15 protein-coding genes and 1 tRNA gene are annotated in these 24,441 nt (G+C 71.9%); 11 read left to right on the top strand and 5 right to left on the bottom strand.

Annotated elements, in window-relative coordinates; translation table 11 throughout:
- Positions 1-3 precede the first annotated feature (3 nt).
- Complete coding sequence (locus FHX78_RS26450) at positions 4-2,661, top strand: ATP-dependent RNA helicase (protein ID WP_145869901.1); 2,658 nt, start codon at positions 4-6, stop codon at positions 2,659-2,661.
- 126 nt (positions 2,662-2,787) lie between these two features.
- Here FHX78_RS26450 and FHX78_RS26445 read toward each other — a convergent pair whose 3' ends face one another.
- Positions 2,788-4,518 (bottom strand): lytic transglycosylase domain-containing protein, encoded by a 1,731-nt coding sequence (locus tag FHX78_RS26445; protein ID WP_145869900.1) that lies wholly within the window; start codon positions 4,516-4,518, stop codon positions 2,788-2,790.
- A 286-nt stretch (positions 4,519-4,804) separates the two neighbouring features.
- Here FHX78_RS26445 and FHX78_RS26440 point away from each other — a divergent pair, with 286 nt between their 5' ends.
- Positions 4,805-5,677, top strand: a complete 873-nt coding sequence (locus FHX78_RS26440; RefSeq protein ID WP_145869899.1) for a DUF4184 family protein — start codon at positions 4,805-4,807, stop codon at positions 5,675-5,677.
- A 785-nt stretch (positions 5,678-6,462) separates the two neighbouring features.
- Here the strand turns inward: FHX78_RS26440 and polA are convergent.
- Positions 6,463-9,189, bottom strand: a complete 2,727-nt coding sequence (polA, locus tag FHX78_RS26430) for a DNA polymerase I (RefSeq protein WP_145869898.1) — start codon at positions 9,187-9,189, stop codon at positions 6,463-6,465.
- A gap of 416 nt (positions 9,190-9,605) precedes the next feature.
- Here polA and FHX78_RS26425 point away from each other — a divergent pair, with 416 nt between their 5' ends.
- From FHX78_RS26425 to FHX78_RS26395, 7 genes are all read left to right on the top strand, one after another.
- The gene (locus tag FHX78_RS26425; RefSeq protein WP_145869897.1) at positions 9,606-11,885 is read left to right on the top strand and encodes an FdhF/YdeP family oxidoreductase; all 2,280 of its coding nucleotides are present in this window, start codon (positions 9,606-9,608) and stop codon (positions 11,883-11,885) included.
- A gap of 52 nt (positions 11,886-11,937) precedes the next feature.
- Positions 11,938-12,420: a PaaI family thioesterase gene (locus FHX78_RS26420; protein ID WP_145869896.1), complete on the top strand. Its 483-nt coding sequence runs from the start codon at positions 11,938-11,940 to the stop codon at positions 12,418-12,420.
- 1,061 nt (positions 12,421-13,481) lie between these two features.
- Positions 13,482-14,714, top strand: coding sequence for a branched-chain amino acid ABC transporter substrate-binding protein (locus FHX78_RS26415; RefSeq protein ID WP_145869895.1), 1,233 nt, complete (start codon positions 13,482-13,484; stop codon positions 14,712-14,714).
- A 113-nt stretch (positions 14,715-14,827) separates the two neighbouring features.
- The gene (locus FHX78_RS26410) at positions 14,828-15,757 is read left to right on the top strand and encodes a branched-chain amino acid ABC transporter permease (protein ID WP_145869894.1); all 930 of its coding nucleotides are present in this window, start codon (positions 14,828-14,830) and stop codon (positions 15,755-15,757) included.
- Positions 15,758-15,762: 5 nt separating this feature from the next.
- Positions 15,763-17,580, top strand: coding sequence for a branched-chain amino acid ABC transporter permease (locus tag FHX78_RS26405; RefSeq protein ID WP_145869893.1), 1,818 nt, complete (start codon positions 15,763-15,765; stop codon positions 17,578-17,580).
- Positions 17,577-18,443, top strand: a complete 867-nt coding sequence (locus FHX78_RS26400) for an ABC transporter ATP-binding protein (RefSeq protein WP_145869892.1) — start codon at positions 17,577-17,579, stop codon at positions 18,441-18,443. The genes FHX78_RS26405 and FHX78_RS26400 overlap by 4 nt, the downstream gene beginning before the upstream one ends.
- Positions 18,440-19,156, top strand: coding sequence for an ABC transporter ATP-binding protein (locus FHX78_RS26395; RefSeq protein ID WP_145869891.1), 717 nt, complete (start codon positions 18,440-18,442; stop codon positions 19,154-19,156). Before FHX78_RS26400 ends, FHX78_RS26395 begins: the two co-directional genes overlap by 4 nt.
- An 84-nt stretch (positions 19,157-19,240) precedes the next feature.
- Here the strand turns inward: FHX78_RS26395 and FHX78_RS26390 are convergent, their stop codons facing one another.
- Positions 19,241-19,897, bottom strand: coding sequence for an ANTAR domain-containing response regulator (locus tag FHX78_RS26390; protein ID WP_145869890.1), 657 nt, complete (start codon positions 19,895-19,897; stop codon positions 19,241-19,243).
- Positions 19,898-20,002: 105 nt separating this feature from the next.
- Between FHX78_RS26390 and FHX78_RS26385 the strand changes: the two genes are divergently transcribed.
- Positions 20,003-20,075: transfer RNA gene (locus tag FHX78_RS26385), tRNA-Leu, on the top strand.
- Between the two features lie 97 nt (positions 20,076-20,172).
- Here FHX78_RS26385 and pyk read toward each other — a convergent pair.
- Both pyk and FHX78_RS26375 read right to left on the bottom strand, forming a co-directional pair.
- Positions 20,173-21,624: a pyruvate kinase gene (pyk, locus tag FHX78_RS26380; protein WP_145869889.1), complete on the bottom strand. Its 1,452-nt coding sequence runs from the start codon at positions 21,622-21,624 to the stop codon at positions 20,173-20,175.
- Between the two features lie 155 nt (positions 21,625-21,779).
- On the bottom strand, positions 21,780-22,466 hold the full coding sequence (locus FHX78_RS26375; protein WP_145869888.1) for an SIMPL domain-containing protein: 687 nt from the start codon (positions 22,464-22,466) through the stop codon (positions 21,780-21,782).
- A 165-nt stretch (positions 22,467-22,631) separates the two neighbouring features.
- Here FHX78_RS26375 and FHX78_RS26370 point away from each other — a divergent pair, with 165 nt between their 5' ends.
- Positions 22,632-24,437, top strand: coding sequence for a bifunctional metallophosphatase/5'-nucleotidase (locus tag FHX78_RS26370; protein WP_145869887.1), 1,806 nt, complete (start codon positions 22,632-22,634; stop codon positions 24,435-24,437).
- Positions 24,438-24,441: the final 4 nt, after the last annotated feature.

Below are 24,441 nucleotides of genomic sequence, written 5' to 3'. Positions count from 1 at the left end.
TGCGTGATCCGTCACGACGCCCTGGACGCCCTTCCCGTACGCGACGCCCTGCCCGGGCTGACCGGCGCCCTCGACGCGCACGGCACCGCCGTGCTGGTGGCGCCGCCCGGGACCGGCAAGACGACCCTGGTACCGCTGGTCCTGGCCGGGCTGCTCGGTGCGGGGCCCGCGCGGCGGGTGCTGGTGGCCGAGCCGCGGCGGATCGCGGTCCGCGCGGCGGCCCGGCGGATGGCGTGGCTGCTGGGCGAGCGGGTCGGGGAGTCGGTCGGCTTCACCGTGCGCGGGGAGCGCGCGGTCGGCCGGCGCACGCGGGTGGAGGTCGTCACGACCGGTGTGCTCCTGCAGCGCCTCCAGCGCGACCAGGAGCTGGCCGGGGTGGACGTGGTGGTGCTCGACGAGTGCCACGAGCGGCACCTCGACGCGGACACGGCGGCGGCGTTCCTGTGGGACGTGCGCGAGACGCTGCGGCCGGAGCTGCGGCTGGTGGCCGCGTCGGCGACGACCGACGCGGAGGGCTGGGCGCGGCTGCTGGGTGACGCGCCGGTGGTCGAGGCGCGGGGCGCCGCGTTCCCGGTGGAGGTGGTGTGGGCGCCGCCCGCGCGCGCGGTGGCGCCCCCGCACGGCATGCGGGTCGATCCGGCGCTGCTCGCGCACGTGGCGTCGGTGGTACGGCGGGCGCTGGCCGAGCGGGACGGGGACGTGCTGGCGTTCCTGCCCGGGGTGGGCGAGATCGCCCGGGTGGCCGGCCTGCTGGGGGATCCGGGCGGTGTCGAGGTGCTCCAGGTGCACGGGCGGGCGCCGGCCGCCGTGCAGGACGCGGTGCTGGCGCCCGGGGAGCGGCGCCGGGTGGTGCTGGCGACCTCGGTGGCGGAGTCCTCGCTGACGGTTCCGGGGGTGCGGGTGGTCGTGGACTCGGGGCTGGCTCGGGAGCCGCGCGTGGACCACGCGCGGGGGCTGAGCGCGCTGACGACGGTACGGGCCTCCCGCGCGGCGGGGCGGCAGCGGGCGGGCCGTGCCGGGCGTGAGGCGCCGGGCACGGTGTACCGCTGCTGGGCGGAGGCGGAGGACGCGCGGCTGCCGCGGTTCCCCTCCCCCGAGATCAAGGTGGCCGACCTGACGGCGTTCGCGCTGCAGGCGGCCTGCTGGGGCGATCCGGACGCGTCCGGGCTGGCGCTGCTGGACGCCCCGCCGGGCGGGGCGATGGCGGCGGCCCGGGAGGTGCTGACGGCGATCGGTGCGGTCGGGCCGGACGGGCGGGCCACGGAGCGTGGAGTGCGGCTGGCGCGGCTGGGGCTGCACCCCAGGCTGGGGCGGGCGCTGCTGGACGCGGCACCGGTGGTGGGGGCCGGCCTCGCCGCCGAGGTGGCCGCGCTGCTCGGCGAGGAGCCGCCGCGCGACTACGGCGACGACCTCACGGGCGCGCTGCGCACGGCACGACGCGGGGGTGACGCATACGCCGCGCGGTGGCGCAAGGAGGTCCGGCGCCTGCGAACCCTCGCCTCGGAGGCGGCCGGCGGGGGCGCGCGGGGGGCGGGAACGGCGGGCGGGGGCGGTGCGGTCGTCGGGGGGCTGTCCGAGGGCGGCGAGGCGGCGGACCGGAGCGGTGCGGTCGTCCGGGAGCCGTCCGGGAGTGGTGCGGCAGCGGCGGGTGGGGGCAGCCCGGTCGTCGGGGCGTTGGCCGCGGGTGGTGAGGACGCGCGGGTCGGGCTGGTGGTGGCGCTGGCCTTTCCCGAGCGGGTCGGCCGGGTGGACGGCGGTTCGTACCTGATGGTGGGCGGGACGCGGGCCGAGGTGGGTGCGGGTTCCGGGTTGCGTGGTGCGGTGTGGGTCGCCGTCGCCGTGGCCGACCGGCCCGTGGGCCGGGGGCATGCGCGGGTGCGGCTCGGCGCGGTGGTCGACGAGGCCGTCGCCCGGTTCGCCGCGGGGGCGCTGCGGGAGTCGCGCGAGGAGGTGCGCTGGTCCGACGGGGACGTCGTGGCGCGCCGGGTCGAGCGGCTCGGGGCGGTGGAGCTGGCCGTGCGGCCCCACACCGACGCCGACCCCGCGCTCGTACGGGCGGCGCTGCTGGACGGGCTGCGGCGGGAGGGGTTCGGGCTGTTGCGGTGGCCGGCGGGGGCGACCGTGCTGCGGCAGCGGCTGGCCTTCCTGCACGGCCGGCTCGGCGCGCCGTGGCCCGACGTGTCCGACGCGGCGCTGCACGCGCGCGTGGACGAGTGGCTGGAGCCGGAGCTGAGCCGTGCCCGGCGGCGGGCCGATCTCGCGCGGATCGACGCCGGACAGGCACTCGCACGGCTGCTGCCCTGGGCCTCGGGGGAGGCCGCGCGGCTCGACGAACTCGCTCCCGAGCGCATCACCGTGCCCAGTGGTTCCGGCATCCGGATCGACTATGCCGATCCGGCGCAGCCGGTGCTGGCCGTGAAGCTCCAGGAGATGTTCGGGCTGCAGGAGTCGCCGCGGGTGGCCGGGGTGCCGCTGCTGGTGCACCTGCTGTCCCCGGCGGGGCGGCCGGCCGCCGTGACCGCCGATCTCGCCTCCTTCTGGCGCGACGGCTACCGGGGCGTACGGGCCGAGCTGCGCGGGCGCTACCCCAAGCATCCGTGGCCGGAGGATCCGGCCGCCGCGCGGCCGACCCGGCACACCAACGCGCGCCTGGGACGGTGAGCCGCCGCTCCGGCTGCCGGCACGGGCGAGGGCGCCCCTCCGTCGTCCACGGAGGGGCGCCCTCGTCGTCGGTGCGGCCGAGCCGGACCGGTCAGGTCCGGTCCGGTCAGGTCCGGTCCGGTCAGGTCAGGTGCCGGAGGTCTCGGACGGGGTGGGTGACGGGCTCGGGGACGTCGTCTCGGCGGCCGCCACGGTCAGTTCGACGGTGAGGGTCGCGCCGCCCGCCGTGGTGATGCGGAGCAGGAACGTGCCGGCGGTGTCGTCCGCGTACAGCTGCGGCAGCTTCAGCAGGCCGTTGGCGTCCGTCGTCAGGCCGCTCAGGGTGCGGATCGCCTTGCCGTCCGCGTCCTTGAAGTAGGGGCCCTTGTCGTTCGCGGTCGGGTCGTCGGCCGACTTGATGAGCGTGGCGGTGGCGGCGACCTTGTCGGCGGCGACACCGTTGTACGTGGCCCTCACCTCGACGGGCTCGGCGAACTCGCCGCCCGGGGTGCAGGTCAGCGCCTTGTCGCTGGTGCGCACGAGGGTGTCGGCCGCGCGCTCGGTGACGGTCGCCTTGTAGGCGACGCCCGGGATCGTGCGGCCCACGACGGTGGCCTGGACGGCGAACGCGCCGGTCTGCTCGCCCGCCTGCAGCGCGGGCGCCACGGCGACGCCGGTGCTGTTGGTGACGACGGTGGCCACGCTCTCGCCACCGGTGAAGGTGGTGTCGGTGTCGCCGACGATGGTGAAGCGGATCCGCACCTTCGCCACCGCCTTGCCGGCGTCCGTCTCGGCGCGGGTGCTGATCCTCTTGGAGAACGCGTCGCCCGCCATCGCGGTGAGCTGCGCGGTGCCGGCGTCCTCCAGGTGGTCCACCGTGTCGGTGGGGGTCGGGGTGGTGGTGGGCGGTGGCGGCGTGCTCGGGCTGCCGGTGCCGGGCGGCGGGGTCGGCTTGGGGCTCGGGCTGCTGCCGGCCGGCTTCTCGGGCTTCGGGCCGGGCTTCGGTGACGAGGTGCCCGACGTCGTCGGGGAGGGGCGCACGATCGTGTCGTCGCTGCGGTCCTCGGGCAGGGTGCCGGTGCCGTCCGGGATTTCGTGGGTTCCCTTGCGGTAGTACTCCAGCCACGACAGGACGGTGTTCAGGTACTCCGTCGAGTTGTTGTAGCTGAGGATCGCCTTGTTGAGGTCGCGCTGGTCGGACAGGTCCCAGCCGAAGCGGCACAGGTAGTGGCCGGCGGCGAGCGCGGCGTCGTAGATGTTGTTGGGGTCCTCGCGGCCGTCGCCGTTGCCGTCGCGGGCTGCCCACTCCCAGGTGGACGGGATGAACTGCATGGGGCCGACGGCGTGGTCGTAGGTGCTGTTGCCGTCGTAGGCCCCGTCGTCGGTGTCCAGGATGGCGGCGAAGCCGTTGCCGTCGAGCTGGGGGCCGAGGATCGGGGAGAGCGTGGTGCCGTCGGCGGAGACGCGTCCGCCGCGGGCCTGGCCGGATTCCACCTTGCCGATGGCGGCGAGGAGTTGCCAGGGCAGGTTGCAGCCGGGCTTCTTCTCGCGCAGCGCGGCCTCGGCCTTCTTGTAGGCGTCGAGGACGGTCGCGGGAATGCCGGCCTCGGCCGTGCCCGGGGTGGCCTGGCCGGTGCCGGTGCCCGGGGAGGGGTTGGGGCTGTTGAGCGGCGGCAGGTCGGTGTAGTACGGCGAGTTGCCGGTCGCCCCGTCGGTGGCGTCCTCGGGCGAGGGAGTGCTGTCGGAGCTGGCCTGTCTTCCCTGGTCGTCGACCGTCACACCCGGCGCCTGGGACGCGGACAGGGCCGCCACGGCCGCCGCGGCCACTGCGGTGGTTGCCGCTCCCTTGCGCAGCCTCCTGCCGAAATGCGCCGCCATAGAGTGAACCCCTCCCCGTGGACGTCGGAGCGTCCGTCAGCGTGTGTTGTGTTCGCCCTGTTGTGACGATCTGCCCGCCCCACTGGTTGCCCTCGGCGGGCACCCGGCACGACGACCCTCGCGACCCTACGACAACTTCCTTTGCTCGGACACCCGTTCATGCCCGATATTCACCGGTTGGCCATGATCGTGCACGGCCGGGCCCGGAGCGGGGTGTCCCGCATACTGGGCCCTGCCGATCGACGGGCCCCGGCGGTCCGGTCAACGACTGTCGCGAGGAGCCGAGTTGCCGTTCACCCTGAGTCATGCGGCGGCGGTACTGCCCGCCGTACGGGCCGACGGGAGCGGCCGCGGCCCCTTCGTCCCCGCCGTGCTGATCGCGGGCAGCTTTGCTCCCGACATGACCTATTACGCGGCGAGTGTCCTGTCGGGTGCGATGCAGTTCGGGGACGTCACCCATGCCTTCTGGGGCGTCTTCACGGTCGACGTGGCCATCGCCTGGGCGCTGGTCGGGCTCTGGCTGCTGGTGCGCGAACCGCTGGTGGCGCTGTTGCCGCGGGCCCGCCAGGGACGGGCGGCGGCGCTGCTGCGCTGCGGTGCGCCCCGCGCGCGCGTGCGGCCGTCGCTGCTGGCGCGCTGGTACGTCTCGGCCGTGCTCGGGTCGCTGACGCACGTGGTCTGGGACGCGTTCACGCATCTCGACCAGTGGGGCATGCGGGTCTTTCCCGTGCTGGGCCGGGAGATCGCCGGCTCGCCCCTGTACTGGTACATGCAGTACGGCGGCTCGGCGGTGGCCGCGGTCGTGATCGCCCTGTTCGTGGCGCGGGCGCTGCGCCGGACGGCGCCCCGGGCGGAACCGGCCGGGGTCCCCCTGCTCTCCGCCGGGGACCGGGGGTGGGCCCTCGCGCTGCTCGCCGGGTGTGCGCTGGTGGGGGCGGTGCAGCGGGCCTCGCGGTGGTGGGCGTACTGGGGGTCGACCGCGAAGCCGTGGGAACTGATCCCGACGGTGTGCTTCGGGGCGGGCGCGGGGCTCGTCCTCGCGCTGCCGCTGTACGCGGTGGCCGTCAGGGCGTGGCGTCCGGCCAGTCCGGCCAGTCCGGCCACGGAGGGCCCTGAAGGGGCCGGTGGGCGGCGGCCGAGCCGTACGACCGCACGGTGAGGGTGTCGCTCGCCGCGACGAACACGGTGACGGTGCGCACCGGGCGGGGGCGGGGCAGCAGGGTGAGGACCAGGGTGAGGTAGGCGCGGGCCAGCTCGGCCCACAGCCGCCACGGCGGCTCTCCGGGGAGACCGGGACGGCCGGGCAGGGCGGGGAGTACGGCGGTGGAGGCGCGGCCGGTGCGCCATCGGCCGTCGGCGATGCGGCGGCCGAGGTCCGCCGTGGCCTGCCGCAGCGCGGTCGCGGGGGTGACGGGGACGCGGGCGGTACTTGCGGCGGCCGCGAAGACAGGAACCGGCGGAAACGCCTCGGGGGTGGGTCCGTCGGCGCCGGCCCGCGGGGGTGCCGCTCTGCGGTGCAGCATGCGTATACCCATGCCCCGCATCCTGTCGGCCGGCCCCGGCGACGGCTTGTCCGCGGGGGCCACGCGAGTGAAGCACCCTGCGGGGCGGTGGGGCTGTGGGGCTGTGGCGATGGGGGTGTGGCGTGGGGCTGTGGCGGTGGGGTGGGGCTGGGGCAGTGGGGCGCGGCGACAGGCCGTCCCGGTAGCGGTGCTGGTGCGGTGATCGGCGGACGGGGGAGATCCGGGCCGGACCCACCGGGCCGCGCCGCCGCCGCGCGGGCGTTGAAGGACGGCGGTTTCACCCCCGCCGTCCCCCGGCCTGGGGCCGGGCCGGCCCGTCCACCAGGCCGCGGCGGCGCCACCGCGCCAGTGCCGCGGGGCGGCGGCCTCGCCGCTCGCCGTCGCGCGGCAGGGGCCGGCCCGGCCCGGACGACGACGTCCGCTAGTGGGCCGCCGACTCCCAGTCCGGTCCGGCGCCCACCGAGACGCCCAGGGGCACGCGCAGCTCCACCGCGCTCGCCATCTCGCGGCGGACCAGGTCCTCCACCGCCGGACGCTCACCGGGGGCGATCTCCAGGACGATTTCGTCGTGGACCTGGAGCAGCATCCGCGAGCTCAGGCCCGCCTCGCGCAGCGCGCGGTCCACGTTCAGCATGGCGATCTTGACGATGTCCGCCGCCGTGCCCTGGATCGGCGCGTTGAGCGCCATGCGCTCGGCCGCCTCGCGGCGCTGGCGGTTGTCGCTGTTGAGGTCCGGCAGGTAGCGGCGGCGGCCGAAGAGCGTCGCCGTGTAGCCGGTCGCCCTCGCCTCGTCCACCACGCGGCGCAGATAGTCCCGTACGCCGCCGAACCGCTCGAAGTAGGCGTCCATCAGGGCGCGGGCCTCCGCCGCCTCGATGTTCAGCTGCTGGGAGAGGCCGAAGGCCGACAGCCCGTAGGCCAGGCCGTAGGACATCGCCTTGATCTTGCGGCGCATCTCCGCGTCGACCGCGGACTGCTCGACCGAGAACACCTGCGCGGCCGCCGTGGTGTGCAGGTCCTCGCCCGAGGTGAACGCCTCGATCAGTCCGGCGTCCTCCGACAGGTGGGCCATCACGCGCAGTTCGATCTGGCTGTAGTCGGCGGTCATCAGCGACTCGAAGCCCTCGCCGACCACGAAGCCGCGGCGGATCGCACGGCCCTCGTCGGTGCGGACGGGGATGTTCTGCAGGTTCGGGTCGGTCGACGACAGGCGGCCGGTGGCGGCGACCGTCTGGTTGAACGTGGTGTGGATGCGGCCGTCCGCGGCGATCGTCTTGATCAGGCCCTCGACGGTGACGCGGAGCTTCGCCTGCTCGCGGTGGCGGAGCATGATGACCGGCAGTTCGTTGTCCGTCTGCGTGGCGAGCCAGGCCAGCGCGTCGGCGTCCGTGGTGTAGCCGGTCTTCGTCTTCTTCGTCCTGGGCAGGGCCAGCTCGCCGAAGAGGACTTCCTGGAGCTGCTTGGGCGAGCCCAGGTTGAACTCGTGGCCCGCCGCCGCGTGCGCCTCCTTCACCGCCTGCTGCACGGCGCCCGCGAACATCTGCTCCATGGCCTCCAGGTGCGCCCGGTCGGCCGCGATGCCGTGCCGCTCCATGCGGGCCAGCAGCGCCGACGTCGGCAGCTCCATGTCGCGCAGCAGGTCGGCCGCGCCCACGTCCGCCAGGCGGGCCTCGAAGGTCTCCCCCAGGTCGAGGACGGCGCGGGCCTGCACCATCAGCGCCTCGGCCTCCGCACCGTCGTCCGCCCCGAAGGCCAGCTGCCCGTCGGGCGCGGCGGCGGCCGCCAGCTCGCGGTGCAGGTACTCCAGGGACAGCGCGTCCAGGTCGAAGGAGCGGCGGCCCGGCTTCACCAGATACGCGGCGAGCGCGGTGTCCATGGTGACGCCCTCGACGCTCCAGCCGTGCTCGGCGAAGACCCGCATGGCGCCCTTGGCGTTGTGGAACACCTTGGGCCGGCCGGCGTCGCCGAGCCAGGCCGCGAAGGCCCGCTCGTCGGCCTCGTCGAGCTCGGCCGGGTCGAACCAGGCGGCCGGCCCGGCGGACGTGGCGAGCGCCACCTCGGCGACCGAGCCGGTGCCGAGCGCCCAGGTGTCGACGGTGGCGACACCGAGGGGGCCAGTGCCGTGCTCGGCGAGCCAGCCGGCCAGCTCGCCGGTGCCCAGCACGGTGCCGTCCAGCTCCACGCCCGCCGCGACGACGGGAGTGGCCTCGGCCTCCTCGGCGCCCGGGTCGACGGCGAACAGGCGCTCGCGCAGCGACGGGTTCCTGATCTCCAGGGTGTCCAGGATCATCGCCACGGCCTTGCGGTCGTAGGCGGTGCGCTCCAGGTCGGTGACGCCCTTCGGCAGCTCGACCCGCCGCTCCAGCTCGGTGAGCCGGCGGTTGAGCTTCACGGACTCCAGGTGGTCGCGCAGGTTCTGCCCGGCCTTGCCCTTGACCTCGTCGACGCGCTCGACCAGCTCGGCGAAGGAGCCGAACTGGTTGATCCACTTCGCGGCCGTCTTCTCGCCGACGCCCGGGATGCCGGGCAGGTTGTCGGACGGGTCGCCGCGCAGGGCCGCGAAGTCGGGGTACTGGGCGGGCGTCAGACCGTACTTCTCGAAGACCTTCTCCGGGGTGAAGCGGGTCAGCTCGGAGACGCCCTTCGTCGGGTACAGCACGGTGGTGTGCTCGGAGACCAGCTGGAAGGAGTCCCGGTCGCCGGTGACGATCAGCACCTCGAAGCCCTCAGCCTCGGCCTGGGTGGCGAGGGTGGCGATGACGTCGTCCGCCTCGAAGCCCTCGACGGCGAAGCGCTCGGCGCGCATCGCGTCGAGCAGCTCGCCGATCAGCTCGACCTGGCCCTTGAACTCGTCGGGGGTCTTGGAGCGGTTCGCCTTGTACTCGGTGAACTCCTCCGACCGCCAGGTCTTGCGCGAGACGTCGAAGGCGACCGCGAAGTGCGTGGGCGCCTCGTCACGCAGGGTGTTGGCCAGCATCGACGCGAAGCCGTAGATCGCGTTCGTCGGCTGGCCCGTCGCGGTGGTGAAGTTCTCCGCGGGCAGCGCGAAGAACGCGCGGTAGGCCAGCGAGTGCCCGTCCATGAGCATCAGTCGCGGACGGGTCCCGCCGGAGGTCTGGTCGGTCTTCTTCGATGCTGTCTCTGCCACGCCCCCGATCCTGCCACGCCCCACTGACACCCGGCCCCACCCCGAGCGACGCCCCGCGCCACATCCCCACCCCGTGCGACGCCCCACCCGCCACACACCGCACCACCGCGCACCGCACCACCGGGCCACTACACCGCCGCGCACCGCACCACCGCGCACCGCACCACCAAGTCACCGCACCACCAGGCCACCGCACCACCGGCCCACCGCCCGCACGCCGCTGGCCCCTCCAGCCACCCACGCCCCGCCGCCACCCACGCCCCGCCGCCGCCCCCGGCCCGTCCACGCACCTCGCCCCCCACCCCCGTACCCCACGCTTTGCGCGCGATCCCCGTCCCTCCGGCCCACACTCCCGTCACCGGCGCGTGCGAGGATCGGAGGCGTACCTCACACGTGTACGCGAACAGGAGCGCGCGATGGCCACGAAGCCGCCCAAGGGTGATCCGGTCCAGGACGCGCCGGAGGTCGCCGAGCCCCAGCACGCGGCGGCGGGGCTGCCCGCGATCGGCCACACCCTGCGCATGGCCCACCAGCAGATGGGGATCAAGCGCACGGCGCTGACGCTGCTGAGCGTCAACCAGAAGAACGGCTTCGACTGTCCGGGCTGCGCCTGGCCGGAGCCGGAGCACCGGCACAGGGCGGAGTTCTGTGAGAACGGCGCGAAGGCCGTGGCCGAGGAGGCCACCCTGCGCCGGGTCACCCCGGAGTTCTTCGCCGCGCACTCCGTCGCCGACCTCGCCGGGCGCAGCGGCTACTGGCTGGGGCAGCAGGGCCGGCTGACGCACCCCATGTACCTCCCCGAGGGCGGTGACCGCTACGAGCCGGTCACCTGGGAGCGCGCCTTCGACATCGTCGCCGAGGAGATCGGCGCGCTCGACTCCCCCGACGAGGCCGTCTTCTACACCTCCGGGCGCACCAGCAACGAGGCCGCGTTCCTCTACCAGCTCTTCGCGCGGGAGCTCGGCACCAACAACCTGCCGGACTGCTCCAACATGTGCCACGAGTCCTCCGGCTCGGCCCTGTCGGAGACGATCGGCGTCGGCAAGGGCAGCGTCCTGCTCGAGGACCTCCACAAGGCCGACCTGATCATCGTCGCCGGGCAGAACCCGGGCACCAACCACCCGCGCATGCTGTCCGCCCTGGAGAAGGCAAAGGCGAACGGCGCGCGGATCATCAGCGTCAACCCGCTGCCCGAGGCGGGGCTGGAGCGGTTCAAGAACCCGCAGACGCCGAAGGGGCTGACCACCGGCGCGGCGCTGACGGACCTGTTCCTGCAGATCCGCCTCGGCGGCGACCAGGCCCTCTTCCGCCTCCTGAACAAGCTGATCCTCGACACGCCGGGCGCGGTCGACGAGGAGTTCGTGCGCGAACACACCCACGGCTACGAGGAGTTCGCCGAGGCCGCGGGTGCCGCCGACTGGGACGAGACGCTCACGGCGACCGGTCTCACGCGCGGGGACATCGAGCGCTGTCTGCGGATGGTCCTCGACTCCCGGCGCACCATCGTGTGCTGGGCGATGGGCCTCACCCAGCACAAGCACTCCGTGCCGATGATCCGCGAGGTCGTCAACTTCCTGCTGCTGCGCGGCAACATCGGCCGGCCGGGCGCGGGCGTGTGCCCGGTGCGCGGCCACTCCAACGTGCAGGGCGACCGCACCATGGGCATCTTCGAGCGGCCCGCGCCGGCGTTCCTGGACGCCCTGGAGAGGGAGTTCGGCTTCGCCCCGCCGCGCGAGCACGGCTACGACGTCGTACGGGCCATCCGCGCGTTGCGCGACGGGAAGGCGAAGGTCTTCTTCGCCATGGGCGGCAACTTCGTCTCCGCCTCCCCCGACACGGAGGTCACCGAGGCGGCGATGCGCCGCGCCCGGCTGACGGTGCACGTGTCGACGAAGCTGAACCGCTCGCACACCGTCACCGGCGCGCGCGCCCTCATCCTGCCCACCCTGGGCCGCACGGAGCGCGACGTGCAGGGCAGCGGCGAGCAGTTCGTGACGGTCGAGGACTCCATGGGCATGGTGCACGCCTCGCGCGGCCGGCTGGAGCCCGCGAGCCGGCAGCTGCTGTCCGAGCCGGCCATCGTGTGCCGGCTGGCCCGCCGGGTCCTCGGTGAGCGCAGCACGGTGCCGTGGGAGGAGTTCGAGAAGGACTACGCGACGATCCGCGACCGCATCGCGCGCGTGATCCCCGGTTTCGAGGACTTCAACGCGCGGGTGGCCCGTCCCGAGGGCTTCGCGCTCCCGCACGCGCCGCGCGACGAGCGCCGTTTCCCCACCACCACCGGCAAGGCCAACTTCACCGCCGCGCCGGTGGAGTACCCGGAGCTGCCGGAGGGCCGGCTGCTGCTGCAGACGCTGCGCTCGCACGACCAGTACAACACCACGATCTACGGCCTGGACGACCGCTACCGGGGCATCAGGAACGGCCGGCGGGTGGTGCTGGTGAACCCGGAGGACGCCCGGGAACTGCGGCTCGTGGACGGCAGTTACGTCGACCTGGTCGGCGAGTGGAAGGACGGCGTGGAGCGCAGGGCGCCCGGTTTCCGCGTCGTGCACTACCCGACGGCCCGGGGCTGCGCCGCGGCGTACTACCCGGAGACCAACGTCCTGGTGCCGCTGGACGCCACGGCGGACACCAGCAACACCCCGGCCAGCAAGTCCGTCGTGGTGCGTCTGGAACAATCGTCGACCGACTGAGCGTTCGCTCAGCAGCGAGCCGTACCGACGCACGACGAATGGAGCCGGGCCCATGGGAGAGCAGCAGCACGTCACGTTCCCGCCGGAGGTCATCGACGAGTACGCCGCGCTCGGCGTGGACCTCCAGGCGCTGTTCTCGGCGGGCCACCTGGGGACGCGGATGGGCGTGCGGATACGGGAGGCGTCGGCGGAGCGGGTCGTCGGGACGATGCCGGTGGAGGGCAACACCCAGCCGTACGGCCTGCTGCACGGCGGCGCCTCCGCCGTGCTGGCGGAGACGCTGGGGTCGGTGGGGTCGATGCTGCACGGCGGCAGTTCGAAGATCGCGGTCGGCGTCGACCTCAACTGCACCCATCACCGCGGTGTCCGCTCCGGCCTGGTGACCGGGGTCGCCACGCCGGTGCACCGGGGGCGGTCCACGGCGACGTACGAGATCGTCATCACCGACGAGGCGGGCAAGCGGGTGTGCACCGCGCGGCTGACCTGTCTGCTGCGGGACGTGCGGCCCGGGGACGGGGAACAGGTCGCGGGCTGACGGGCGGTGTGGTGCGGGAGCGCGTCCGCCCCCGCACCACGCGCCCCTTCGGGCGCCGGGGCCCCCTACGCCCCGCTCCTCTTCGCGCCCGAGACGGCCCGGACACCGTCCCGCCCTCCCGGCACGAAGCCCACGCCCCCACCAGCGCGCGGAACCCCCGCCATCGCGCCACCCCGCCCCCACCCCGCAGCACGCCCCCGCGCGTCCGGCGCCCCGGCCCGGTGACCGGGTGCGAGGTGTCCGGCCGGCGCGCACCCACTCGACCGGCCGTCAAAAGGGCACCCCAAGCCGGGACTTGACGAGCCGTGAGACGCCGAGGCCGGAAGGCGCCGCCCGGCCCGGCAGCCCGGCCACCCGAGCGCCACCCCGCCCGGCGGCCTCCCGGCAGGCCGGCCGCGCGTCCACCGCGCCACCCCCGGGCAACTCTCCGGTGAGGCAGGGAAATCGCAGGCCAGAGCCGTTGATCCAAGAATCCGGAACTCTTGATTCATTATCCGGCCGATCAACGAATCCAAGATTTCCGTGCCTATTACACGGAATTCCGTCCCCGACGCCACCCCGCCGTCGACCCGCTCCGGACCTTTCCCGCGCCCCACCCGTGGCCAAATGAGAGAAACCACCGGAGAACGCCGGAACGCCGGACTCCCTTTCCTCCGCGTAACGCTGCGTAATGCGCGCGCAATACAGTAACCCGGCCCGCCCCCTCCCGCCCCAGGCCGCGCCAAGGCCCCCACCAGACCCCGTGTGCAGGTTTCTGCACCCCCGTCCAGTCATGAGCAAAACCCCCGATACGCCTGAACACACTCCGCCGGGTCCTGCGGTTTCTCACCATCCGGACAGGGCAAAACGGCGAGAATTCCGCCGTTCCCCCCAGTCAGTACCGCTCTGCAATACGTCGTGTCATAACAAGAGAGTCACAGCCTTGGCCAGACCCTCCTCCACCTTCCCCACACCCGCTTAGAGTCACGGCCAGTCACCGCGCCGCCCGATTGTCACGTCGGCCCAGCGCTCGACTCGGCCGTTTTCACCAGGAAGCGGTTGTCAGGGGAAAGGACTGGATCGTGCGTCAACGTTCGCTCATCGCCCTCACCGCGGCACTCGCGGCGGGATCGCTCACGCTCACCGCATGCGGGTCGCGCGACGACAGCAGCAACGGCAGTGGCGGCGGCGACAAGACCACTGTTGTGATCGGCATCGACGCCCCGCTGACCGGCGACCTCTCGGCCCTCGGCCTCGGCATGCGCAACTCCGCCGAGCTCGCGGTGAAGACCGCCAACAAGGAGGGCTACGTCGACGGCGTCGAGTTCAAGCTCGAACCGCTCGACGACCAGGCCCAGCCCTCCGTCGGCCAGCAGAACGCCCAGAAGTTCATCAGCGACAAGGACGTCCTCGGCGTCGTCGGCCCGCTGAACTCCAGCGTCTCGCAGCAGATGCAGAAGCCGTTCAACGACGCCGGTCTGGTCCAGGTGTCCCCGGCCAACACCGGCACCGAGCTGACCCAGGGCGACGGCTGGAAGACCGGCGACTCGGTCCGCCAGTTCAAGACCTTCTTCCGCACCGCCACCACGGACGAGATCCAGGGTGCCTTCGCCGCCGAGTACCTCTACACCAAGGCCGGCAAGAAGAAGGTCTACCTGATCGACGACCAGAAGACCTACGGCGCCGGCCTCGCCGCCTCCTTCAAGACCAACTTCACCAAGCTCGGCGGCAAGATCGTCGGCACCGACCACATCAACCCCGACGACCGCGACTTCAACGCCGTCGTCGCCAAGATCAAGAAGACCGGTGCCGAGGCCCTCTACTACGGCGGCGAGTACCCGGCCGCCGCCCCGCTGAGCCAGCAGCTCAAGGACAGCGGCCAGAACATCCCGCTGATGGGCGGCGACGGCATCTACTCCGGCGAGTTCCCGAAGCTCAACAAGAAGGCCGAGGGCGACCTCGCCACCTCCGTGGGCAAGCCCGTCGAGCAGCTGCCCTCCGCCAAGGAGTTCATCGAGAACTACAAGAACGAGGGCTTCGAGGACCCGTACGAGGCGTACGGCGGCCTCACCTACGACGCCACCTGGTCGATCATCGAGGCCATCAAGCTGGCCGTCGACGGCAACGACGGCAAGGTCCCGTCCGACGCCCGCAAGGCCGTCCTCGACGCGATGAGCAAGGTCAAGTTCGACGGCGTCACCGGCACCATCTCCTTCGACGAGTTCGGTGACACCACCAACACGCTGATGACCGCCTACAAGGTCAAGAGCAGCGCCTGGGCGCCCGAGTACAGCGCCTCGCCCAAGGTGGACTGAGCGAGGGGACACCCGAAGGACACACCCTTCAGACATTGATCCAGGCCGCGCGGGAGCGCCCACCAGCGCTCCCGCGCGGCGCCATATCCGAACCACTCCACGGAGGCCCTGCGGTGAACGAACTGCCGCAACAGCTGGCCAATGGACTCATCCTCGGCGCGATGTACGGACTCATCGCGATCGGCTACACGATGGTCTACGGCATCGTCCAGCTCATCAACTTCGCCCACGGCGAGATCTTCATGGTCGGGGGCTTCGGGGCCCTCACCGTCTTCCTGATACTCCCCGACGGCTTCGCCCTCGGAGCCGCCATCCCCCTCATGATCCTCGGCGGCGTGATCGTCTCGGTCGCCTTCGCCACCGCGGCCGAACGCTTCGCCTACCGGCCCCTGCGCAACGCACCACGGCTGGCACCCCTGATCACCGCCATCGGCCTGTCCATCGTCCTCCAGCAGATCGTGTGGATGTGGTACCCCGAGGCGAAGAAGGACCGTTCCTTCCCGCAGTTCGAGGGCGAGGCGATCGACATCCTCGGCGCCACCGTCCAGCGCGGTGACCTCTTCGTCATCATCGCCGCCCCGCTGTGCATGATCGCCCTCGGCCTCTTCGTGTCGAAGACCCGCTCCGGCCGCGGCATGCAGGCGACCGCCCAGGACCCCGACACGGCCAAGCTGATGGGCGTCAACACCGACCGCATCATCGTCATGGCCTTCGCCATCGGTGCCGCGTTCGCCGCCATCGCCGCCGTCGCCTACGGCCTCAAGAACGGCCAGGTCGGCTTCCGCATGGGCTTCCTGATGGGCCTCAAGGCCTTCACCGCCGCGGTCCTCGGCGGCATCGGCAACATCTACGGCGCCATGCTCGGCGGCATCGTCCTCGGCGTCGCCGAAGCCCTCGCCACCGGCTACATCGGCAACATCCCGGGCATGGAACTCTTCGGCGGCGGCGCCTGGAAGGACGTATGGGCGTTCAGCCTGCTCATCCTCGTCCTGCTCTTCCGGCCACAGGGCCTGCTCGGCGAACGCGTCGCGGATCGGGCGTGATACCCATGACCACCACACCTCCCACCACCGCCACCAAGGCGGACACCGCACCGGCCACCCCGGTCGTCCCCCTGCCGCCCGCCGCGGCACGCGCGACCGCCGTCGCCGGCTCCGCCCTCGCCCTCATCGGCACCTTCCTCGCCTGGACCTGGACCGACGAGTTCCCCGGCAACCTCACCGTCACCGGTTACCCCGGCGGCCTCCAGGTCCTCACCCTCGTCGGCTCCGCGCTCACCCTGCTGTTCGCCCTCTCCGGCTACGGCATCCGGGGTCTGGGCTGGCTCACCCCCGGCGGCACCAACAGCCCGGTCCTGCTCGGCGCCCTCGGCGTCCTCGGCACCACCGGCTACACCATGGGCGCCATCAGCCAGGAACTCGGCGGCCTGGTCAACCTCGAACCCGGCGCCTGGGTCTCCGGCGCCGGCGCCCTCGTCGCCGTCGTCGGTGCCCTCGGCCTCCCGGTCGACCAGCCCTACGACCGCAACGAAGGCCGCCCCGGCCTCTGGGGCCGGATCCGCCACTCCCTCACCGCCCCCGAACCCGGCCGCGCCAAGGAGCTGCCCTCCTGGGCCGAGATCCTGATCATCGCCGCCGGCTTCGGCGCCGGCCTGTACGTCTTCGCGTACGGCATCGGCACCGAGTACTCCGAGCTGTTCATCGGGTTCCTGATCACCGCCGGGTTCGGCTTCACCGCCGTCACCCGCGCCGGACTGCTCAAGCGGCTCTCGGCCCTCACCGCCAAGCACCGCAACGTCACCCTCGCGGCCGCCTTCGTCGCCGCGATCTGCTTCCCCTTCACCCAGAGCAACGACCAGTTCGCCCTCATCGGCGCGAACATCCTGATCTTCGCCACGGTCGCCCTGGGCCTCAACGTCGTCGTCGGCCTCGCCGGCCTCCTCGACCTCGGATACGTCGCCTTCCTCGGTGTCGGCGCCTACGCCGCCGCCCTGGTGTCCGGCTCCCCGCAGTCGAGCATCGGCCTGCACTTCCCGTTCTGGGCGGCCGTCCTCACCGGCGCGCTCGCCTCGCTGATCTTCGGCGTGGTGATCGGCGCGCCGACCCTGCGACTGCGCGGCGACTACCTCGCCATCGTGACGCTCGGCTTCGGTGAGATCTTCCGCATCACCATGAACAACCTGAACGGCAACAGCGGACCGGACGTCACCAACGGCTCCAACGGCATCCCGAACATCCCCGACCTGGAGATCTTCGGCTTCAACCTGGGCCTGCCGCACGACGTCCTCGGCCACGAGCTCACCCGCTCCGGCAACTACTACCTGCTGATGCTGCTGTTCACCGCGATCGTCGTGCTGGTCTTCCGCCGTTCCGCGGAGTCCCGCATCGGCCGTGCCTGGGTCGCCATCCGCGAGGACGAGACCGCCGCCACCGCCATGGGCATCAACGGCTTCCGCCTCAAGCTCCTCGCCTTCGCCCTCGGCGCCTGCCTGGCCGGCCTCGCCGGCACCGTGCAGGCCCACGTCTCCTACAGCGTCACCCCCGAGCAGTACCAGTTCGCCGGCTCCGTGCCGCCGAACTCGGCCTTCCTGCTCGCCGCCGTCATCCTCGGCGGCATGGGCACCATCAGCGGCCCCCTCATCGGCGCCGCACTGCTCTACCTCATCCCGGCCAAACTCCAGTTCATGGCGGAGTACCAGCTGCTCCTCTTCGGCGCCGCGCTCATGCTCCTCATGCGCTTCCGCCCCGAGGGCCTGGTCGCCGACCGCAGGAAGCAACTCGAGTTCCACGACACCGGACAGCTCGACGTACCGGACGACAAGCCGCTCCCGGACGGCGCGACCGGCGTCGCGAAGGCAGGGGCGTGACCCTCATGACCACCACCGCACCCACCACCACCGTCCTCGACGCCAGCGACGTCACCATGCGCTTCGGCGGCCTCACCGCCGTGCGCTCCGTCGACCTCACCGTCAACAGCGGCGAGATCGTGGGACTCATCGGCCCCAACGGCGCGGGGAAGACCACCTTCTTCAACTGCCTCACCGGCCTGTACGTCCCCACCGAGGGCAAGGTCTCCTACAAGGGCACCGTGCTGCCGCCCAAGCCGCACCTGGTCACCCAGGCCGGCATCGCGCGCACCTTCCAGAACATCCGGCTCTTCGCCAACATGACCGTTCTGGAGAACGTGCTCGTCGGACGGCACACCCGCACCAAGGAAGGCCTCTGGTCGGCCCTGCTGCGGCTGCCCGGCTTCAAGAGGGCCGAACAGGAATCCCGCGAACGGGCCATGGAACTCCTGGAGTTCACCGGACTCGCGGCCAAGGCCGACCACCTCGCCCGCAACCTGCCCTACGGCGAACAGCGCAAGCTGGAGATCGCCCGGGCACTCGCCAGCGAGCCCGGCCTGCTCCTGCTCGACGAGCCCACCGCGGGCATGAACCCGCAGGAGACCCGGGCCGCCGAAGAGCTGATCTTCGCCATCCGCGACAAGGGCATCGCCGTCCTCGTCATCGAACACGACATCCGGTTCATCATGAACCTCTGCGACCGGGTCGCCGTACTCGTCCAGGGCGAGAAGATCGTCGAAGGCCCCGCCGAGGTCGTCCAGGCCGACGAACGCGTCATCGCCGCCTACCTCGGCACCCCCTTCGAAGGCGCACCGGGCCAGGAGGAGGCCGCCGAGGTCGAGGCCGCCGAGGCGCACAGCACCACAGAAGGGGACGACAAGTGACCGCACTGCTGGAGGTCGAGGACCTCAGGGTCGCCTACGGCAAGATCGAGGCCGTCAAGGGCATCTCGTTCAAGGTCGAAGCGGGCGAGGTCGTCACCCTCATCGGCACCAACGGCGCCGGCAAGACCACCACGCTCAGGACGCTCTCCGGACTGCTCCAGCCGGTCTCCGGCGACATCAGGTTCGACGGACAGTCGCTGAAGAAGATCCCCGCGCACAAGATCGTGTCGCTGGGGCTCGCCCACTCCCCCGAGGGGCGGCACATCTTCCCCCGGATGACCATCGAGGACAACCTGCGCCTCGGTGCCTTCCTCCGCAACGACAAGGAGGGCATCGAGAAGGACATCCAGCGCGCCTACGAGCTCTTCCCCATCCTCGGGGAACGCAGCAAGCAGGCCGCGGGCACCCTCTCCGGCGGTGAGCAGCAGATGCTCGCCATGGGCAGGGCGCTGATGTCCCGGCCCAAACTGCTGATGCTCGACGAGCCCTCCATGGGTCTCTCGCCGATCATGATGCAGAAGATCATGGCCACCATCGCCGAACTCAAGTCCCAGGGCACCACCATCCTGCTCATCGAGCAGAACGCCCAGGCGGCGCTGTCCCTCGCGGACCACGCCCACGTCATGGAGGTCGGCAAGATCGTCCTCTCCGGTTCCGGACAGGACCTCCTGCACGACGAGTCCGTCCGCAAGGCGTACCTCGGCGAGGACTGAGGGCCCGCACCGGCCGGCACACGACGAGGCCCGCGCCCCCTGCGAGGGGAGCGCGGGCCTCGTCGCGCACACGGCGGCCGCGGGCTATCCCTTGGACGCCTTCTTCTCCTCGGCATCGTCGATGACCGCCTGCGCCACCTGCTGCATCGACATCCGCCGGTCCATCGACGTCTTCTGGATCCAGCGGAACGCGGCCGGCTCCGACAGTCCGTACTGCGTCTGCAGCACCGACTTCGCCCGGTCCACCAGCTTCCGCGTCTCCAGCCGCTGGCTCAGGTCCGCGACCTCGCGCTCCAGCTCCTTCAGCTCCGTGAACCGCGACACCGCCATCTCGATGGCCGGCACCACGTCGCTCTTGCTGAACGGCTTCACCAGGTACGCCATCGCGCCCGCGTCCCGCGCCCGCTCCACCAGGTCGCGCTGCGAGAACGCGGTCAGCATCAGCACCGGGGCGATGCTCTCCTCGGCGATCTTCTCCGCCGCGGAGATGCCGTCCAGCTTCGGCATCTTCACGTCGAGGATCACCAGGTCGGGCCGGTGCTCACGGGCCAGCTCGATCGCCTGCTCGCCGTCCCCCGCCTCCCCGACGACGGAGTAGCCCTCCTCCTCCAGCATCTCTTTGAGATCGAGCCGGATCAGGGCCTCGTCCTCGGCGATCACGACGCGGGTCGTCAAGGGAGGCACGTGCGACTTGTCGTCATCGGGCACGTCTACAGGCTGGGGCGACTCGGGGGCGCTCACGTGGGCTCCTTGGTGCGGGGCAGACCGGTACTGCTGACAAGAGCGTACCCAGCTGCGGTAAGGTGGGGGCACGGCGGGTGACCGTCGACCTTCGTTTTGCAGGGCGCCCCGGTAGCCCAGCGGTAGAGGCAATGGTCTCAAACACCATCCAGCGTCGGTTCGAATCCGACCCGGGGTACTTTTCCTCTGTATCCAAGGTCACCATTTGACAGCGGATGTCCAACTTTTCGGTGAACATCCGCTTTTTGTCGCACGCCTGCCGCACCTCGGGACGATCAGGTGCCGGACGGCTGCCGAGGGCTGTCGTCCTCGCCGATGCGGTGGACACGGACCATGTTCGTCGAACCGGAGACTCCCGGCGGGGAGCCGGCGGTGATGACGACGGTGTCGCCGCGCTCGCAGCGGGCGTACTCCAGCAGCAGTTCGTCGACCTGTTCGACCATCGCGTCCGTGGAGTCGACGTGGGGACCTAGGAAGGTCTCCACGCCCCAGGTCAGGCTGAGCTGGGAGCGGGTGGCCGGGTCCGGGGTGAAGGCGAGCAGGGGGATGGGGCTGCGGTAGCGGGACAGGCGGCGGGCGGTGTCGCCGGACTGGGTGAAGGCGACGAGGAACTTCGCGCCGAGGAAGTCGCCCATCTCGGCGGCCGCGCGGGCCACGGCGCCGCCCTGGGTGCGGGGCTTGTTGCGTTCGGTCAGGGGCGGCAGGCCCTTGGCGAGGATGTCCTCCTCGGCGGCGGCCACGATGCGGGCCATGGTGCGCACGGTCTCGACGGCGTGCTTGCCGACGCTGGTCTCGCCGGAGAGCATCACGGCGTCGGTGCCGTCGATGACGGCGTTGGCGACGTCGGACGCCTCCGCGCGGGTGGGGCGGGCGTTGTCGATCATCGAGTCGAGCATCTGGGTGGCGACGATGACCGGCTTGGCGTTGCGCTTGGCCAGTTTGATGGCGCGCTTCTGGACGATCGGGACCTGTTCGAGGGGCATCTCGACGCCGAGGTCGCCGCGGGCGACCATGATGCCGTCGAAGGCGGCGACGATGTCGTCGATGTTCTCGACCGCCTGCGGCTTCTCCACCTTGGCGATGACGGGGAGGCGGCGGCCCTCCTCGTCCATGATGCGGTGGACGTCCCTGATGTCGCGTCCGCTGCGGACGAAGGAGAGGGCGATGACGTCGAAGCCGGTGCGCAGGGCCCAGCGCAGGTCGTTCTCGTCCTTCTTGGAGAGGGCGGGGACGGAGACGGCGACGCCGGGGAGGTTGAGGCCCTTGTGGTCGGAGACCATGCCGCCTTCGACCACGGTGGTGTGGACGCGGGGGCCGTCGACGGCGGTGACCTCCAGGGTGACCTTGCCGTCGTCGACGAGGATGCGCTCGCCGGTGGTGACGTCGGCGGCGAGGCCGGCGTAGGTGGTGCCGCAGGTGTGGCGGTCGCCCTGGACGCCTTCTTCGACGGTGATGGTGAAGGTGTCGCCGCGTTCGAGGAGTACGGGGCCCTCGGTGAAGCGGCCAAGGCGGATTTTCGGGCCTTGAAGGTCGGCGAGGAGGCCGACGCTGCGGCCGGTCTCGTCGGCGGCCTTGCGCACACGTCGGTAGCGCTCCTCGTGCTCGGCGTGGCCGCCGTGGCTGAGGTTGAATCGGGCTACGTCCATTCCCGCGTCGACCAGGGCTTTGATCTGGTCGTATGTGTCGGTGGCGGGGCCCAGGGTGCAGACGATTTTCGCTCGGCGCATGGTTCGAGCCTAGGGCTTACCGGCGGGTAGCGACTTGGTTGCGCATGACGACTCAACGGCCTGTCGGTGAAGGGTTGTTGACAAGTGTTGAAGTGTGCGCGGGGCCGCTCCGATGAGCGATCGGGGGGCGGCTGCGGGTGCGGCGGCCGCGCTCGCTAGAGCCGGGGCGGCAGCATGGTGAAGCGTGCGCTGACCTCGGCGTGCAGGTGCTGCCGCTGGGGTTCGAGGTCGAGCGGCGGGGGCGCGGCGTCCTCGGCGGCTGCGGCGAAGGCCAGGGAGCGGGTGCCGGGGAGGGGTTCGGGGTGGCCTGCCGTGGCGCCGGTGTCGGTGAGTTCGATGAGGGCGGCGAGGGTGGTGCCGAGCGCCTCGGCGTAGGCGCGGGCGCGCCGGACGGCGTCGTGCACCGCCTCGCGGCGGGCCTGCCGGTGGGCCGGGGAGTCGGGGCGCAGGATCCAACGGGGTCCGTCGACGCGGGTGAGGTCGAGGTCGGCGAGGCGGGCGGTGAGGTCGCCGAGGACGGTGAAGTCGTTCAGTTCGGCGGTGAGGCGGACCGTGCCGTGATGGCTCCGGACGCGTTCGCCGCGGCCGTGGGCGGTGAGTTCGGGGGTGAGGGTGAGGGCGCCCGTTTCGAGGTGTTCGAGGGCGTCGCCGCAGGACTTGACGAGGTCGACGGCGGCGGTGTTGCGGCGGGCGAGGTCGTCGAGGGTGGTGCGCCGGTCGCGGCCCCGCGCGGTGAGCGTGACCGTGATGCGGGCGAGGTCGGGGACGGCTTCGAGGTGGGCCTCGCCGCGCACGGTGAGATGGGGGGCGCCCGGTGTGCCGTAGGGATGCGGGGTGGTCATACGTCCCACTGTGTCACCGGTCGTGCCGGTGCGGGGTGGCTGCCGGACACCGGATCGCAACCTGGGAGGTCTGTTCGGGGTGGACGGGTCCGGGCCAGAATCGTCGGGCGTCTACGCGCGTCGTGTCTACGCGCGTTGTTGTCCGTTGTCCGAGGAGAGCCCGACATGCCGTTGAACCGCCGGAAGTTTCTGAAGAGATCCGCTGTGACGGGGGCGGGGGTGGCGCTCGCGGGGTCGGCGGCCGTTCCCGCGGCCGAGGCCGCCGGGGCGGGCCGGGGAGGACGGCCGGTGAAGCGGTACGCGCTGACGGTGATGGGGACGACCGATCTGCACGGGCACGTCTTCAACTGGGACTACTTCAAGGACGCCGAGTACACGGACGCGGCCGGCAACGCGCAGGGTCTGGCGCGGGTGTCGACGCTGGTGGACCAGGTCCGCGAGGAGAAGGGGCGGCGCAACACGCTGCTGCTCGACGCGGGCGACACCATCCAGGGCACCCCGCTGACGTACTACTACGCGAAGGTGGACCCGATCACCGCCGAGGGCGGTCCGGTGCATCCGATGGCGCAGGCGATGAACGCCATCGGGTACGACGCGGTGGCGCTCGGCAACCACGAGTTCAACTACGGCATCGAGACGCTGCGGAAGTTCGAGGAGCAGTGCGACTTCCCGCTGCTGGGCGCGAACGCGCTGGACGCGAAGACGCTGAAGCCGGCCTTCCCGCCGTACTTCATGAAGACGTTCCGGGTGAAGGGCGCTCCCCCGGTGAAGGTGGCGGTGCTGGGGCTGACGAACCCCGGTATCGCGATCTGGGACAAGGCGTACGTGCAGGGGAAGCTGACGTTCCCGGGTCTGGAGGAGCAGGCGGCGAAGTGGGTGCCGAAGCTGCGGTCGATGGGCGCGGACGTGGTCGTGGTGTCGGCGCACTCGGGGTCGTCGGGCACGTCGTCGTACGGTGACCAGTTGCCGTACGTGGAGAACGCGGCGGCGAACGTGGCGCGGCTGGTGCCGGGGATCGACGCGATCCTGGTGGGTCACGCGCACCAGGAGATCGCGGAGCTGCGGGTCGTCAACGAGGAGACCGGCCGGGACGTCGTGCTGTCCGAGCCGCTGTGCTACGCCGAGCGGCTGACGCTGTTCGACTTCGAGCTGGTCCTGGAGCGGGGCCGGTGGCGGGTGGAGTCGGTCAAGGCGTCGCTGCGGAACGCGGCGGCGGTCCAGGACGACCCGGCGATCACCAAGCTGCTGTCGGACGAGCACGCCGTGGTGGTGGCGTACGTCAACCAGGTGGTCGGCACGGCGACGCGGACGCTGACGACGGTGGAGGCGCGCTACAAGGACGCGCCGATCATCGACCTGATCGCGAAGGTGCAGGAGGACGTGGTGCGGGCGGCCCTGGCGGGCACGGAGTACGCGTCGCTGCCGGTGCTGTCGCAGGCGTCGCCGTTCTCGCGGACGTCGCAGATCCCGGCGGGCGAGGTGACGATCCGGGACCTGTCGAGCCTGTACGTGTACGACAACACGCTGGTCGCGAAGCTGATGACGGGCGCGCAGGTGCGGGCGTACCTGGAGTACTCGGCGGAGTACTTCGCGCAGACGGCGGCGGGTGCCCCGGTGGACGTGGCGAAGCTGACGAACGCGGGCGGCCGTCCGGACTACAACTACGACTACGTCTCGGGGCTCGCCTACGAGATCGACATCGCCCGGCCGGCCGGGTCGCGGATCCGGAACCTGACGTTCGAAGGTGCTCCGCTGGACGATGCGCGGCAGTTCGTGTTCGCGGTGAACAACTACCGGGCCAACGGTGGTGGCGCGTTCCCGCACGTGGCGTCGGCGAAGGAGCTGTGGGCGGAGTCGACGGAGATCCGGACGCGGATCGCCGAGTGGGTGACGGCGAAGGGCGTGCTGGACCCGCAGGACTTCGCGTCGGTGGACTGGAGGCTGACGCGGGACGGTGTGCCGGTGTTCTGATCGC

It is taken from the genome of Streptomyces capillispiralis, from assembly GCF_007829875.1.
Lineage (GTDB): Bacteria > Actinomycetota > Actinomycetes > Streptomycetales > Streptomycetaceae > Streptomyces > Streptomyces capillispiralis.
This window is presented reverse-complemented; position numbering and strand designations above follow the sequence as displayed.